Origin of the sequence: Chryseobacterium proteolyticum, from assembly GCF_046591535.1 — a bacterium.
In the GTDB taxonomy this organism is placed as follows: Bacteria; Bacteroidota; Bacteroidia; order Flavobacteriales; family Weeksellaceae; genus Chryseobacterium; species Chryseobacterium proteolyticum.
Genome location: NZ_JBJLWK010000006.1, coordinates 213627 through 226203, shown reverse-complemented (window position 1 = coordinate 226203; position 12577 = coordinate 213627). Strand labels below are relative to the sequence as shown.

Below are 12577 nucleotides of genomic sequence, written 5' to 3'. Positions count from 1 at the left end.
CTTAGCTTTTTGTTTTAGCTGCGTCGGTTTCTATTTTCTTGATTTCTTTCAACTTATCAGAAATTTTGATCACCGCATCTAATTTTGCCGGCTTCAAAGCAACTTCTGCCTGAGCCATATCCCACTTAATAACCAAATTTCCGGAATTTTCATCGGTAGGGTTTAATGTAATTTCAAACCATTCCTGCTTATCTGCTAATTTATTTACGGGTACGGTAACGTCTACAACATCCTGCTTTGGATCATAGGTGTAAGCACCCCACTGCTGGAAATCTTTATTTAAAATAACTTTCCATTCTTTTTCTGTTGGAATAATGAATAGTCCATAAGTTCCTGCAGGAACTGTTTTCCCTCCAAAGTTAACGGACTGTCCGAAAGTAATTTTTGTCGAAGAGTTTGCTCCTGCTCTCCAAACCTGTCCATAAGGAACCAATTCACCGAAAATTTTACGGCCTTTCACTCCGGGTCTTCCATAATCGATCGTAATCTTAGACATCGAAAATTGTTGTTCCACTCTCTGACGTGGACTTGCTGCCGGTACAGAATAATCCTGTGCAAAACTTAAAGCTGAAGCAGACAGGCAAACTGCGAATAGTAATTTCTTCACGTGTAAATTTTTGCCTAAAATTACGAAATCAAAATAAAACAGCCCTCCCCATTCTTAATAATTTTTGCTTTCGCACTATTAATTTTTAAGACTTTCCAATACTTTTTTTGCCTGCTCAATATGCCTCAAATGATGATAGATCACAAAACGTAAAGTGTCTCCGAGCTTCAGTTTAATAAGCTTTGAAATACTGATGTTCGTTCTGGTCTTTTCAAGGTTAATATCTTTAGCTTTCTCAAGTATTCCGAGTAATTGATGCTGTTGTTCAATAAAATCCTTCAACACGTTCTTATCCAATTTACTGTGAATGGGATTCATTGTTTTGAATGTTTTCATTGGATTAAGCTTCTCTTTTGGAAGCATAGACTTTGCGAAGTAGTCCCCTAAAATTCCAGGTGAAAAAGTAACTTTGGGTGGAAATTCTGAGGATAATATCCTTCGGTGGATTTCCGGAATATAAAATTGACCGTACCGATTAAGGTGCGCTATACATTCCAGTACAGTCCAGGAGTTTTCAGAGGTTCTGTAATTGAGTTCCTGATCCGTTCTATTGAGAAGAGTTTCTACGTACCGGGTGTTATTTTGCGTAATTTCCTTTAATTCTGATAATAATTGAGCGGTAAGAATTTTCATTGATCCTTTTTCTACAAATTTCAGGATTAATCCATTCTGAAATCTTGATTGAACTCAAGATTTCTTTAGCCTCGATAATGTTTCGGGGCTCATGCGCAGATAATTGGCAATATATTTATTGGGAATCTCCTGAAACAGCTTCGGACTCCTTTTCAAAACCCTCTCAAAACGCTCACGGGGAGAATAGATCAGGAGATCTTTTTCCCTTTCAATCTGTTGTAGAACGAGATCTTCCAGAACATGGGTCCACCAATTCAGATGCTGGTCATCCGACCGGATCAACTCATAAAAATTTTTCTTGGTGGCTATTTTTACAGTAGTCCTTTTTATAGCCTGGATGTAAAAATCAGAGGGTTTTTCTGATAAAAAAGAATCAAGTGAAACAATAATGTTCCCCTTATATCCAAACCTGACGATCCGTTCTTCATTCTCATCCATGATAAAAATCCTTACACTTCCTTCTTGCACAAAGTAAATATGAGTATCAGTCTCTCCTTTTACTTTTAAAAACTGGTATCGCTGAATGGTTTTCTGAGCCTGAAATAAACCGGCATCGATCATTGTTTGGATGGTATTTACAGAACTCATAAATTCCGGATATTTGTTATGATGTGTTCTATAAATTTAAATAAAAAATCAGAATAAGATCGCTTTTTCCAGCTCCAGTAATTTTTGTTTTCTCCAGATGCCACCGGCATAGCCAACCAGGTCACCATTAGACCCGATCACCCTATGACAAGGAACCAATATAGCTATTTTATTAATCCCATTGGCGGTTCCTACAGCACGTATAGCCTTTGGGTTTCCTAAAACCTCAGATTGCTGCTTATAGGTCCTGGTCTCTCCCATTGGAATTTCACGTAGCAGCTGCCATACTTTTTCCTGAAACTCTGTACCCGTTATGTATAACGGAACATCAAAAGACTTTCGCCTTCCCTCAAAATATTCCTGTAATTCTCTTTCGAGCTGCTGGAAATGTTTGTTTTCTCCCTGAACGATTTCTGCATTGAGGAATTTTGACAACGAAGCAAACTGCCGGTCCATATTTTTCCGGTCTGTAAATTCAAGAAGACAGATTCCTTCATCAACAGCACAGGCAAACATGGTTCCTAAAGGTGTTTCAATCCTTTTAAGGTCAATAATCTTCTGCCTTCCTGTATGTTTTGGGGAGACTCCTACTATATTTTTAAAGCGTTCATTAAAACCACTCAGGCTTTCATAACCCGAGGCCATTGCGGCATCGAGAATGCTTTCCCCGTTTTTAATCCTTTTGAAAGCCTTATTTACCTTCAGTTTCCTTTGAAAAGCATGAAAAGTGATCCCGTGATTTTTCAAAAACCAACGGCGAACTGTTACAGGCTCTATATTTCTCGCGATCAAGTCGGAGTCCTTAATTTTCACCGATTCATCACCCATTAATTCATTCAGCAATTCCCGGATGTAGGATGGTGTTTCATTGAGTTTTTCCAGCGGCCTGCATACTTTGCATGCTCTGTAACCATGTGCGATAGCCTCTTTCGTGTCTAAAAAAAACTCCACATTTTCTCTTTTGGGCTTTCTGGCAGTGCAGGTGGGGCGGCAGAATATTCCGGTCGTTTTTACGGCCATCCAGTACGTTCCTTCAAATGTGGAATCCTTTTCCAGGGAAGCCTGATACATTCTGTCTTCTGTAAGCCTCATTATGATATAAAAATAGGTGAAAAGCTTTGTTTTGCAACAACCTCGCGGCCCGCATCTTCCAAACGATCATAAATGTATCCGTTTAAAAAACTACCGGAGGAAATTCTTTTAACATTAAGCGTTTTTAAAGTTTCAAAATCGGGTAATTCCGGCATACACATAACATTGATAGGAGTCTCCGTGGCGTTCACAATGGTTTTGATATCCTCTTCATCGGTAATACACGGTACAAAGATCCCATCCACTCCCAGTTCTTCAAAGATCCGGATTCTTTGCAAAGTTTCTTCAACAGGATTTTCAATTCCCATCAAAAAGGGATCTGTGCGGAAATTGATGAAAATCTCAACAGCATTGTCTTTCAGTTTTGAAATAACAGGTCGGAATTTTTCATAAATCTCATCCTGTGATAGTAATCTCCTTTTTCCGTCCACCACGATACTGTCTTCAATATTAATCCCTACAGCTCCGGCAGCCGACAGTTTGGAAATATTGGAAACGATCTCATCGGTTGTATTTCCATAACCCGCTTCCAGGTCCACAGATACAGGAATATGAACAGATTTCAGTATCCTTTCAGCCATATAGAAATACTCATCAAAACTCATCTCTTCTCCATCCTCGTACCCCAAACTATGCGCTACCGCAGAGCTTGAAGTGGCTAAAGCTTTATAGCCCAGCTTTTCGTATACTTTCGCGCTTTGTACATTCCAAACATTTCCCACCAATAAAGGTTCATTACCATGATGCAGATCTCTGAAAATTTGAATATTTGTCATTTCGCTTTTTTTTTATAAAATTAAGTACTGTGGGGTATATTTTGCAACCGAAAAATGAACAAGTATTTTTATTCTTTTATATTTCAAAAATAAAGGTTAATTTCTATACCGAAATCTTTTATCCATGCTGACAAAAATAAAATTCATACTCTTTTTCTTTATTGGCCTCACTACTCTTCACGCACAGGAAACAATTCCTTTCAGATTAACCAAGCACAATAATATTATTGTGAAAGCACTGGTTAATGACAAGGATTCACTAGATCTGATGTTTCAGATTGCCATGGAGGATGCTTCAATATCCCCTCAACGAACCCGGAAGGCAGATCATATTATTTTTAATAAAGATGAAATCAGTGATAACAACAGAGTACAATTGGAAAAAATCACCTGGAAAAATGTGCGTTTTTTTGATAATGAACTGACCGGACATGAAGCTGACGGAAAGTTCGGAACAGGAGCTTTCTCCGGAAAGGCCTTCAAGATCGATTATGACCAGAATCAGTTTGTAATTTATGATCATCTACCCGATCTGGAGGGATTTCAGTCTATAAAATTATATCCGGAAAGGGATCAGTTGTTTATTGAAGCAGAAAATATAATCGATGGGAAAACGATTACCTGCCGCTTTCTGTTACAATCGGGATATTCCGGTGGACTGCTCTACAATAATCAGTTTGCAGAAGATAACCTGCTGGATAAAAAATTAAAAATAACGGTCGAGAAAACATTAAAGAATTCCAGCGGAAAAAGTGTGATCACAAAACAAGGAATCTTACCTGAGTTTAAAATCGGAAATACAACATTAAAAAATGTTTCTGCAGGATTCTTTGCCGGAGATCTTAAAACGCAAAAAGTAAGTTATTTTGCAGCTGACCTGATCAAAAGGTTCATATGGATATTTGATGCAGACCGGAAGACAGCTTATATTAAACCCAGCCGGTATTTCTCCGATCCTTATTATAAAATCAATTAAAAATAAAAAACTAGCTGATGTTGGGCATTCTATGGTTATATTACAGAGGCTGAACTCATCATAGACATGTAATAATTGGCACAATGCAATGAAGTGATCAATATAATTTCTTTATCAGGAATTTCCTCAAAAGCTTCGGAGGTAGCGATCTGGTATTCATAATCGGGGTTATTCCACTTAAAATTAGGTTTCATCACTACATATTCAGAACCCTCTTCATCCACCAGCACGAAAGATTCTTTAAAAATCCCTCTGTGCTTAAAGGCATAACTTTTTTTACAATCATTAAAATGGGTCTGAATGACGATTTCTCCGTTCCAGTTCATTCTGAACTTCAGTAGAACACGATCATGGTATTTCAGTTCAATCGTTGTTCCCCAAAAACCTTTAGGTTCTATTACATAATGGGAATAATCCGCCAGGTCAATGACTGCATTGAACTTAAACCAGCTATTATAAGAAAGTTTTCCAATTAATTTCTCATCTTTTGTCACTTCAAAAGATAAAGCATTATTTGATTTTGCGTTATATTCTGCCATGGTTACTTTTGATTTGATGGAATTCCTATTAGTTTTTTTACAATTTTAACAGCCTGAATTTTAACGCTCTAATTTATAAATAAATCGGCAAAAAAAAACTAATATGTTTACATCAACTAAAAACCCCGTAAAAAATTTACGGGGCAAAAAATTATCTGTTTTTTTATATCAAAATATCGATTATTCTTTTATCGTATTCAGGAAATCCTGGCTGTTGACCAACTGCTCTACAAGATTGTCGATAGCCGGTGGCAGGAATTTTTCAAATTTGGCTCCTTTTGTGTTTGCCTTTCCTGTTATCAGATCAGTCCAAACCACTTTTCCTTCATTGTCAATCAACTGAAACTTTACGGTGATCTGAGGAATCAGCTGAACAGTAGAGAATCCGGAAATGGCTTCGTAATCCATTTTTTGTAATTCTGATTTTAACGTAAAACTTTTATTATCGCTGCCTAAGTTAACATTCTTTTCTTTAAGCCCGTTTTTTATAGCGTCCGTAAGGATTTCTGAAACAGGTTTTTCAGCCATATAAGCACCGGACATGGTTTGGTTGTACATGTTTTTCTTATAGAAAATAACTTTATTATCCTGATATCCCCTTGTATCTTTCATAGGATCGATCTGAACAGTCTTACTGGAAGCTAATTTATTATCAATTTTTAACCCTGATTGATAATTAATTTGCTGAACAGAATTAGATAATGCACAACTCGTTAAAGACGTCAACGAAACACCTAAAACAAAAATTTTAAATTTTGATTTCATTCAATTTTATTTAATAAATTTTAACGGGCTAATTTACATATTTATCAATTTCCTTTTACCTACTCTCTTTAATTTTTCCAATGTTTATCGTACATTAAAATAAACCCAATAAAATATTTGCCAAAAATAAAAACACACCTTAAATTATTCATTAAAGTACGTTTAGAACTATGGTAAGAAAAATGTCCGAAGTCATTTTATGATAAGCCTTGTAATATCGTAAACCTTATATTGTAGAACCAAAACTTTACTCAAGATAATATTGATTGAAATCAATAGAGTCTTTTGGCTTATTTAACCCCGTCTTATTTTTAAACTCCTTATCAATTACAAAATTCTTTTCTGTAATCACTACCTCTTCACTGTTTTTGAACAATTTTAAAAGTTCAATTTTATATTGTGAATGTAATGTTTGAAAATATTTACCATACAAACACATCCCAATTTCTTTTTCAGCGAACTGTTTTCCAAATGCTGTGGTTGGTTGTGGTTTTATATAGGAATCCCTTAGTTTCCAATCATCAAAATAATAGTCTCTGTAAGTATATTCACAATCGAGTACTTTGATTGTTACGGTCTTATAGGGGGTTTCAAATAAAGCATAAAAAAATGCAGTTAAAAAAAACTACTATACACACTCCAACAATGAAAATTCTTTTATTTTTCATATAATATATTGATCCGAGAAAATTAAAATCCGAAAAATATTTTAAAAATTTCTTCATACATTGATTCAAATAAAATAGTGAATCATTCAAATTTAGACAATGATTTCTTCATTATCTCTATTATCTCTATTATCTCTATAAGATTTATTCTTTACAAAAAAACGCACCCTAATTACTTAGGGTGCGTTTTACATTTATTTTTTCAGGAATTACATCGCTTCCATTTTGAAAGTCATGCTTTCAATTACTTTTAGAATTGCTTCTACAGTATCCATGGAAGTTAAACATGGTACTCCGTTTTCAACACTCATTCTTCTGATCTGGAAACCATCTCTTTCAACTTGCTTCCCTTTTGTCATGGTATTAACTACATACTGTACTTTACCTTTCTGGATCAGGTCGATAAGGTTGACATCCTCTTCTCCGATCTTGTATCCTATTTTACAAGGAATTCCTTTCTCTTCAAAGAATTTAGCCGTTCCCTCGGTTGCCCAGATTCTGAATCCGACTTCATGGAATCTTGCCGCAAGATCAGCAGCCTCTTCTTTATGCTTATCAGCCACAGTGAAGAGAATAGAGCCATGCATCGGAACTTTTCTTCCTGCAGCGATCAAACCTTTGTAAAGTGCTTTTTCCAGAGTTGTATCTTTTCCCATAACTTCTCCTGTAGATTTCATTTCAGGTCCCAGGGAGATATCAACTTTTGTTAATTTGGAGAAAGAGAACACAGGAACTTTTACAAACACCCCTTCTTTATTAGGTACCAGTCCGTTTTCATATCCAAGGTCTTTTAGTTTCTGACCTAATATTGCTTTTGTTGCCAGATTAGCCATCGGCACATCCGTAATTTTTGAAAGGAAAGGAACCGTTCTTGATGAACGTGGATTTACCTCGATCACATATACATTTCCTTCAAAAAGAACATATTGGATATTCATTAATCCGATCACATTAAGGCCTTTTGCCAGCCTTTGTGTGTAATCTACCAATGTATCAATTTCTTTTTGAGAAACATTCTGCGGTGGATACACTGCGATAGAGTCTCCAGAGTGAACCCCTGCTCTTTCAATGTGCTCCATAATTCCAGGGATAATTACAGTTTCCCCGTCACAGATGGCATCCACTTCCACTTCTTTTCCGGTGATGTAACGGTCTACCAGTACCGGATGTTCCGGGCTTGCATCTACCGCAAATTCCATATAGTGTGCCAGTTCTGCTTCTGTATATACAATCTCCATGGCTCTTCCTCCCAACACATAACTTGGTCTTACCAACACCGGATATCCGATTTCATTGGCAATCTTTATTGCCTCTTCTTTCGAAGTTGAAGTTTTTCCCAGTGGTTGAGGAATTCCAAGTTCCTGAAGCGCTTTCTCGAATTTATCTCTGTTTTCAGCTCTGTCAAGATCTTCTAATGAAGTTCCCAGGATCTTTACTCCATGGCTGGCCAATTTATCTGCAAGGTTAATCGCTGTTTGTCCTCCGAACTGTACAACTACTCCTGTTGGCTTTTCCAGTTCGATGATGTTCATTACATCTTCTTCCGTCAGAGGTTCAAAATACAGCTTATCTGAGATTGAGAAATCTGTAGAAACAGTCTCAGGGTTGTTATTGATGATGATTGCTTCATATCCCATTTCTTTGATCGCCCATACTGAATGTACCGTTGCATAATCAAATTCTACCCCTTGTCCGATTCTGATAGGTCCCGAACCTAAAACAATAACCTTTTTCTTATCTGAAACCACACTTTCATTTTCCTCCTCATAGGTTCCGTAGAAATATGGGGTTTCACTTTCAAATTCAGCTGCGCAGGTATCCACCATTTTATAAACCGGCATCACCCCGTTTTCTTTTCTGAAGTTGAAAACTTCACGCTGTGTCGTCTCCCAAAGGTGGGCGATATTAAGGTCTGCGAAACCTAATTTTTTAGCTTCAATTAAAGTCTCTTTATTGAATTTATTATCTGCAATAACTTTTTCGAAATCAATAAGCTTTTTGATCTTCCAGATGAAGAATTTGTCGATCTTACTCCATTCTACGATCTGTTCCCAGTCATATCCTCTTCTCAACGCATCCCCGATGATAAATAATCTCTCATCATCACAAACTCTGATTCTTCTTTCGATTTCTTCTGCTGTAAGCGCTTCTGCCTGTTTTTTCTTTAATCCGAGATGTCTGATTCCTGTTTCTAGAGAGCGGATCGCTTTTTGTAAAGACTCTTCAAAATTTCTTCCGATGGCCATAACCTCTCCGGTAGCTTTCATCTGAGTAGAAAGTCTTCTGTCAGCAGTTTCAAATTTATCGAACGGGAATCTCGGGAATTTGGTTACCACATAATCCAGTGCTGGCTCAAAACATGCATATGTTTTTCCTGTAACCGGATTCATAATTTCATCCAGTGTAAGTCCTACTGCAATTTTAGCCGCAATCTTAGCGATCGGATATCCTGTTGCCTTACTTGCTAAAGCTGATGATCTGGAAACCCTAGGGTTTACCTCGATGATATAATAATTGAATGAGTGAGGATCCAGGGCCAGCTGCACGTTACATCCCCCCTCAATTCCTAATGCTCTGATGATTTTCAGTGATGCATTTCTCAATAGTTGATACTCTCTGTCCGAAAGTGTCTGTGAAGGTGCCACAACAATTGAGTCCCCCGTGTGAACTCCTACCGGATCGATATTCTCCATGTTACAAACCACAATGGCATTGTCGTTCGCATCACGCATTACCTCATATTCAATCTCCTTGAAACCGGCAATTGATTTTTCGATAAGACACTGGGTAACCGGGCTGTATTTCAATCCTAATTCAGCAATCTCCTTCAATTCAGTCTCATTGGAAGCGATTCCACCTCCTGTTCCTCCCATCGTAAAGGCAGGACGAACAATTACCGGATATCCGATTTCTTCTGCAAAATTAAGTGCTCCTTCCACTGTATTTACAATATCAGATTCCGGAACCGGCTCGTTCAGCTCTCTCATCAACTCACGGAACAGATCTCTGTCCTCCGCTCTGTTGATCGCTGAAAGCTTAGTTCCAAGTACCTCAACTTTACATTCTTCAAGAATCCCTGATTTCTCTAATTCTACCGCCATATTCAATCCGGTTTGTCCTCCCAAAGTAGGAAGCAATGCATCCGGACGCTCTTTTCTGATGATATGACTTACAAACTGAAGGGATATCGGCTCGATATATACTTTATCAGCGATCTCCACATCCGTCATAATCGTTGCAGGATTTGAGTTGATCAAAATTACCCTGTAGCCTTCTTCTCTCAAAGACAAACAAGCCTGCGTTCCTGCGTAATCGAATTCGGCAGCCTGTCCAATGATGATAGGCCCGGAACCAATTACTAAAATTGTTTTTATATCTGTACGTTTTGCCATTTTCTTTTTTTTAGATACAAGATGTTAGATGTCAGATTTCAGACTTCCAACATTGTGTTTTACTTTTTTAAATTAGATTTGAATGTATAAATCATTCTTTGAATTTCATTCAGTTGTGATATTAGACTGTCGACTTTTTCCACACTTAGCAATTCCAATTCTCTTGTTAATATTAGCTGTGTCTGTAGCTCAAAAGAAGAGGCATTTGCAATACCCAGAAAATGATAAAATTCTCTATCATTATTTCTTCCTGCTCCCTCCGCAATATTAGATGGAATTGAGACTACGGATCTTTTAATTTGAGAAATCAAGCCAAATTTCTCATCCTTCGGTAAATCAACACAAACAAGGTAAACTTTTTTTGCAAGTTGAATTGATTTCTGCCAGAAAAGTAATTTCTCAAAGTTGTGCATATTTACTTTATTAAAGTCTGAAGTCTAGTGTCTGATATCTGATGTCTATATTATTACTTCTTAAATTTCTCCATTAAATCAATAAACTCATCAAACAAGTAGTTCGCATCTTCAGGGCCTGGGCTTGCTTCCGGGTGATACTGAACAGAGAAACAAGGGTGGATTTTGTGTTTTAATCCTTCATTTGTTCTGTCGTTCAGGGCGATGTGTGTTTCGATAAGATCGGTTCCTTTAAGGCTTTCCTGATCCACTGCATAACCGTGGTTCTGAGAAGTGATTGAAACTTTGTTTTTCTCTAAATCTAACACCGGGTGGTTACCTCCTCTGTGTCCGAACTTCAATTTGAATGTTTTAGCTCCGCAGGCTAATCCGATCAATTGGTGTCCGAGACAGATTCCAAAGATGGGAACTTTTCCTAAAAGACCACGGATCATTTCCAAAGCTTTAGGATTATCTTCAGGGTCACCAGGACCGTTTGAAAGCATAATTCCATCCGGATTCATTAATAAAATTTCTTCGGCTGTAGTATCGTGTGATACAACAATAATATCACAGTTTCTTTGGGAAAGTTCTCTGATGATTCCCAGTTTGGAACCAAAATCTACCAGCACCACTTTAAACCCTCTTCCCGGATTAGCATATGGTGTTTTTGTAGAAACTGTTTCTACCTGGTTGGTAGGGAAAGTTGTTGATTTTAATTCCTGTACGATTGTGTTTTCATCTGCATCGGCGTTCACGATTTTCCCTTTTACAACTCCTGAATTACGAAGAATCCTTGTCAGTCTTCTTGTGTCAATTCCTGAAATTCCTGAAAGGTTTTTCTTTTTGAATAATTCATCTAAAGTAATCTGCGTACGGAAATTTGATGGTAAATCGCAAATTTCTTTTACAATAAGACCTTTAATAGCCGGCTCAATACTTTCATAATCATCACGGTTGATCCCGTAATTTCCGATCAGCGGATACGTCATACATACAATCTGACCACAATAAGATGGGTCGGAAATCAATTCTTGATATCCCGTCATTCCGGTATTGAAAACCACTTCTCCTGCAGTTTCCAATTCTGCTCCGAAACCTTCTCCGTAAAAAACCTCTCCGGATTCTAATATTAATTTCTTTTTCATTTTTATTTTTGTTGTATAATGTATTCATGTATTAACGTATTAACGATTTTCATGAATACCTTTTACATTAATACTTTTTACAATAATTATTTAAATTTAAATCCTTTTTCTTCCAATGCATTTTTCAGTATGGCCATCCTTGCAAAAACCCCGTTCTGCATTTGTTTGAAGATCCTTGAACGTTCACATTCCACAAGATCTGTGTCAATCTCCACTCCTCTGTTGATCGGTGCCGGATGCATAATAATAGCTCCTTTCTTCATTGCCTGCTCCCTTTCTTTTGTTAATCCGTATTTTCTATGGTACTCGGATGCTGAAAAGCTCATTTTAGCATCGTGTCTTTCGTGCTGAATTCTCAACAGCATCAGGACATCCACTTCATGGATCAGCTCGTCTACCGATTGGTATGTTCCGTTGATTAAGGCTCCCTCATCAAACCATTGCTCAGGCCCAGAAAAATATACTTTGGCACCTAACCTTCTTAATGCCTCAGCATTCGAGTTGGCTACCCTGCTGTGTTTCACATCTCCTACGATTCCTATTTTCAGTCCTTCGAATTTCCCAAACTCCTGGTAGATGGTCATGAGATCCAGCATACATTGTGATGGATGGTTTCCGGTTCCGTCTCCCCCGTTGATCACAGGGATGTTGATATTTTTCAATTCTTCGAAGAACCCGTCTTTTTTGTCTCTTATTACGACTAAGTTTACTCCAATACTTTCGATCGTCTTCACAGTGTCATATAAACTTTCGCCTTTATTTACTGAACTGTGAGAAGCATCAAAAGGAACCACTTGCAATCCCAGTTTTCTTTCAGCCACATCGAAGCTTGTCTTTGTTCTGGTGCTGTCTTCAAAAAACAGATTTGAGCAAAAAACCTCACCGTCAATTTTAGCTGTTTTTCCTTCAGCAAAAGCCAGCGCTTCTGTTAGTATACTGTTGATTTTCTCTGTACTTAGTTCTGCAATCGTAAACATAATATCTTAATTTTTTTACATAAA

The 12577-nt window shown here is 37.4% G+C and carries 13 protein-coding genes; 1 reads left to right on the top strand and 12 read right to left on the bottom strand.

Annotated elements, in window-relative coordinates:
* Nucleotide 1: 1 nt before the first annotated feature.
* The 5 genes from ACJ5H0_RS20580 to ACJ5H0_RS20560 all read right to left on the bottom strand — a co-directional run bounded on the left by ACJ5H0_RS20580 (nucleotide 2) and on the right by ACJ5H0_RS20560 (nucleotide 3696).
* Complete coding sequence (locus ACJ5H0_RS20580; protein WP_172277915.1) at nucleotides 2-607, bottom strand: DUF2911 domain-containing protein; 606 nt, start codon at nucleotides 605-607, stop codon at nucleotides 2-4.
* A gap of 78 nt (nucleotides 608-685) precedes the next feature.
* The gene (locus ACJ5H0_RS20575) at nucleotides 686-1240 is read right to left on the bottom strand and encodes a DinB family protein (protein ID WP_411251850.1); all 555 of its coding nucleotides are present in this window, start codon (nucleotides 1238-1240) and stop codon (nucleotides 686-688) included.
* Between the two features lie 54 nt (nucleotides 1241-1294).
* Nucleotides 1295-1828 carry a Crp/Fnr family transcriptional regulator gene (locus ACJ5H0_RS20570; protein WP_411251849.1) on the bottom strand — a complete coding sequence of 178 codons (534 nt, stop codon included), beginning with the start codon at nucleotides 1826-1828 and terminating at the stop codon, nucleotides 1295-1297.
* Between the two features lie 48 nt (nucleotides 1829-1876).
* Nucleotides 1877-2920, bottom strand: coding sequence for a bifunctional transcriptional activator/DNA repair enzyme AdaA (locus ACJ5H0_RS20565; RefSeq protein ID WP_172277909.1), 1044 nt, complete (start codon nucleotides 2918-2920; stop codon nucleotides 1877-1879).
* Nucleotides 2920-3696, bottom strand: coding sequence for an isocitrate lyase/PEP mutase family protein (locus ACJ5H0_RS20560; protein WP_411251848.1), 777 nt, complete (start codon nucleotides 3694-3696; stop codon nucleotides 2920-2922). Before ACJ5H0_RS20560 ends, ACJ5H0_RS20565 begins: the two co-directional genes overlap by 1 nt.
* Nucleotides 3697-3820: 124 nt before the next feature.
* Between ACJ5H0_RS20560 and ACJ5H0_RS20555 the strand changes: the two genes are divergently transcribed.
* Nucleotides 3821-4672, top strand: coding sequence for a pepsin/retropepsin-like aspartic protease family protein (locus tag ACJ5H0_RS20555; protein ID WP_411251847.1), 852 nt, complete (start codon nucleotides 3821-3823; stop codon nucleotides 4670-4672).
* Between the two features lie 35 nt (nucleotides 4673-4707).
* Here ACJ5H0_RS20555 and ACJ5H0_RS20550 read toward each other — a convergent pair whose 3' ends face one another.
* From ACJ5H0_RS20550 to ACJ5H0_RS20520, 7 genes are all read right to left on the bottom strand, one after another.
* On the bottom strand, nucleotides 4708-5211 hold the full coding sequence (locus ACJ5H0_RS20550) for a hypothetical protein (protein ID WP_273647567.1): 504 nt from the start codon (nucleotides 5209-5211) through the stop codon (nucleotides 4708-4710).
* A gap of 180 nt (nucleotides 5212-5391) precedes the next feature.
* The gene (locus ACJ5H0_RS20545; protein ID WP_411251846.1) at nucleotides 5392-5976 is read right to left on the bottom strand and encodes a hypothetical protein; all 585 of its coding nucleotides are present in this window, start codon (nucleotides 5974-5976) and stop codon (nucleotides 5392-5394) included.
* 247 nt (nucleotides 5977-6223) lie between these two features.
* Nucleotides 6224-6352: a hypothetical protein gene (locus tag ACJ5H0_RS20540; RefSeq protein WP_411251845.1), complete on the bottom strand. Its 129-nt coding sequence runs from the start codon at nucleotides 6350-6352 to the stop codon at nucleotides 6224-6226.
* Between the two features lie 501 nt (nucleotides 6353-6853).
* Nucleotides 6854-10036: a carbamoyl-phosphate synthase large subunit gene (gene carB, locus ACJ5H0_RS20535; protein WP_345989389.1), complete on the bottom strand. Its 3183-nt coding sequence runs from the start codon at nucleotides 10034-10036 to the stop codon at nucleotides 6854-6856.
* A 59-nt stretch (nucleotides 10037-10095) separates the two neighbouring features.
* Entirely contained in the window at nucleotides 10096-10449 is a 354-nt protein-coding gene (locus ACJ5H0_RS20530; RefSeq protein ID WP_172277896.1) for a four helix bundle protein, read from the bottom strand.
* Between the two features lie 53 nt (nucleotides 10450-10502).
* Nucleotides 10503-11576 carry a carbamoyl phosphate synthase small subunit gene (locus ACJ5H0_RS20525; protein ID WP_345989393.1) on the bottom strand — a complete coding sequence of 358 codons (1074 nt, stop codon included), beginning with the start codon at nucleotides 11574-11576 and terminating at the stop codon, nucleotides 10503-10505.
* Between the two features lie 86 nt (nucleotides 11577-11662).
* Nucleotides 11663-12553, bottom strand: coding sequence for an aspartate carbamoyltransferase catalytic subunit (locus ACJ5H0_RS20520; protein ID WP_172277892.1), 891 nt, complete (start codon nucleotides 12551-12553; stop codon nucleotides 11663-11665).
* Nucleotides 12554-12577 lie beyond the last annotated feature (24 nt).